A 2216-nucleotide genomic window follows, 5' to 3' on the forward strand; every position below is an offset into this window, starting at 1 on the left:
ATTCGGCATGCTGGGAGAGGTCGGCCATGGCACGAGTTTAAGGGGACACGAACCAAAATCCTAAGTCATAATTTCGCAAACCCCAAGTCCGACATCTCGGCACTGGCCGTGCTGGCGCGGCCCTGGCCGGTGGGGGCGATCCGATGAGCGTGGACCTGGCCGGCGCCGCCGCGGACTTTTTGCGGTCTCGCCGGGCCCGGGGCTACCGGCTTGCAGACCATGACTGGTTGATCGCGAATTTCCTTGAATTTCTGGCCGGGCACGGCGCGAACACCATCACCGTGCCCGACGCCCTGGCCTTCGCCCAGGCGCCGGCCGGGACCACCCGCCACTGGCAGGCCACCCGGCTCAACGTCATCCGGGAATTCGCGGCCCACGTCCACGCTCTGGACCCGGGCGCGGCCGAGCTGGTCCCGGCCGGGCTGATCGCCGCGAAAACCACCCGCCGCATCCCATACCTCTACTCACAGGAGCAGATCATGGAGTTGATGGCCGCCGCCGCCATCCTGCCGCAACCGATGCTGGCGGCCAGCATGCACACCCTCATCGGGCTGCTCGCTGCAACCGGGCTGCGCAGCGGCGAAGCCGTCGCCCTGGACCTTGAGGATCTTTGCCCGGAACCACCGGTGCTGACGGTCACGGGCAAGTACGGCAAGGAACGCCTCGTCCCGATCCACGCGAGCACGCTCCAGGCCCTCTCCGACTACCAGCGACTCCGCGCCGCACTCACCGCGAAAGCACCCGCCGGCCCGCTGCTGGTCGGCACCCGGGGCAACCGGCTGAACCTGAACAGCGCCCGGGCCGCCTTCCGGAGAGTCGCCAATACCGCCAAGCTGCCAACCCGGCCCGGCGGACCCACCGCCCGGCTCCACGACCTGAGGCACAGCTTTGCTGTTCAAACCCTCATCGATGCGCACCGGCAAGGCGCAGACGTCGACGCCCGCATTGCCGTCCTGGCCACCTATCTGGGCCACGTCGATCCGCTCAACACCTACTGGTACCTCAGCGCCAGCCCGGAACTGATGTCCGTGGTCCGCGACCGCATGGCCGCCTTCGGCCAAGGAGGCCGATCATGACCGCCTTGGCACCAACATTGCAGGCGTTCTTCACCGACTACCTCGTGGGCCAGCGTGATGCCAGCAGGCACACCATCAGCGCCTACCGCGACACGTTCCGCCTGCTGCTGGGCTACATTCACGAACGCACCGGCACCACGCCCAACGACCTGGATTTCAGCGTCGTGAACGCCGAACTCATCGCCGGCTTTCTCACCATGCTCGAAGACAGGCGCGGCAATTCGGCCCGGACCCGCAACGCCCGCCTGGCCGCAATCCACTCACTCTTCCACTACGCAGCCCTGCGCCACCCCGAACACGCAGACCTCATCGCACGCGTGCTGGCCATCGCCCGGAAAAATACCGACAGCACGCTGATGACCTACCTCAACGAGAACGAAGTCCACGCGCTACTGGCCGCCCCCAACCGCGCCACCTGGACCGGACGGCGTGACCACCTCATGATCCTGATGATGATCACCACCGGGCTACGGGTCTCCGAAATCACCTCCCTGACCCGGGCCGACACCCAGCCGGATGCCCCCGGCGCGCACATCGCCTGCCACGGCAAAGGCCGCAAGGACCGCATAACCCCGCTGGAGACGGGCACCGCCAACGAATTGCACACCTGGTTCCGGGAAAACCCCGGCCCTCCCACCGCCCCAATCTTCACAGCGAACGGCACCAACAGGCCGATGACAACAGACGCCGTCGCCCAACGTATCAAGCACCACAGCCTCGGCGCCGCCGCAACCTGCCCCAGCCTGGCCACCAGGAAAATAACGCCCCACATCCTGCGGCACACCACCGCGATGCGCATGCTCGCCGCAGGAATTGACATCACGACCATCGCGCTCTGGCTCGGACATGAATCGCCCGCGTCAACACGGCCGTACCTTCACGCCGACCTGCAAATCAAACAGCGCGCCCTCGACCGAACCGCCGGACCACACACCACGCCCGGCCGGTTCACCCCATCCGACGACGTTCTCGCCTTCCTGCAGACACTCTAGTTATGCCGAACTATTTGCCCCGCGCACCACCCCGGGCAAGGGGCTTCACGCCAACATCGGCATAATTGTCGAACGGTGTGTGCGGGTCGGTCGCGAATCTCAGGTAGTCCTCGATGCGGGTACTGATCCGTCGGGCCAGGGCCCGGTG

General features: G+C 66.3%; 2 protein-coding genes. Both read left to right on the forward strand.

The genetic code is table 11. From position 1 onward, the window contains the following. Window positions 1–143 precede the first annotated feature (143 nt). A complete protein-coding gene (locus EJC77_RS20195; protein WP_125617094.1) occupies window positions 144–1076 on the forward strand; it encodes a tyrosine-type recombinase/integrase in 933 nt (310 codons plus the stop codon). Continuing rightward, window positions 1073–2068, forward strand: coding sequence for a tyrosine-type recombinase/integrase (locus tag EJC77_RS20200; RefSeq protein WP_125617097.1), 996 nt, complete (start codon window positions 1073–1075; stop codon window positions 2066–2068). Before EJC77_RS20195 ends, EJC77_RS20200 begins: the two co-directional genes overlap by 4 nt. Window positions 2069–2216: the final 148 nt, after the last annotated feature.

Source organism: Specibacter cremeus, assembly GCF_003946885.1.
In the GTDB taxonomy this organism is placed as follows: Bacteria; Actinomycetota; Actinomycetes; order Actinomycetales; family Micrococcaceae; genus Specibacter; species Specibacter cremeus.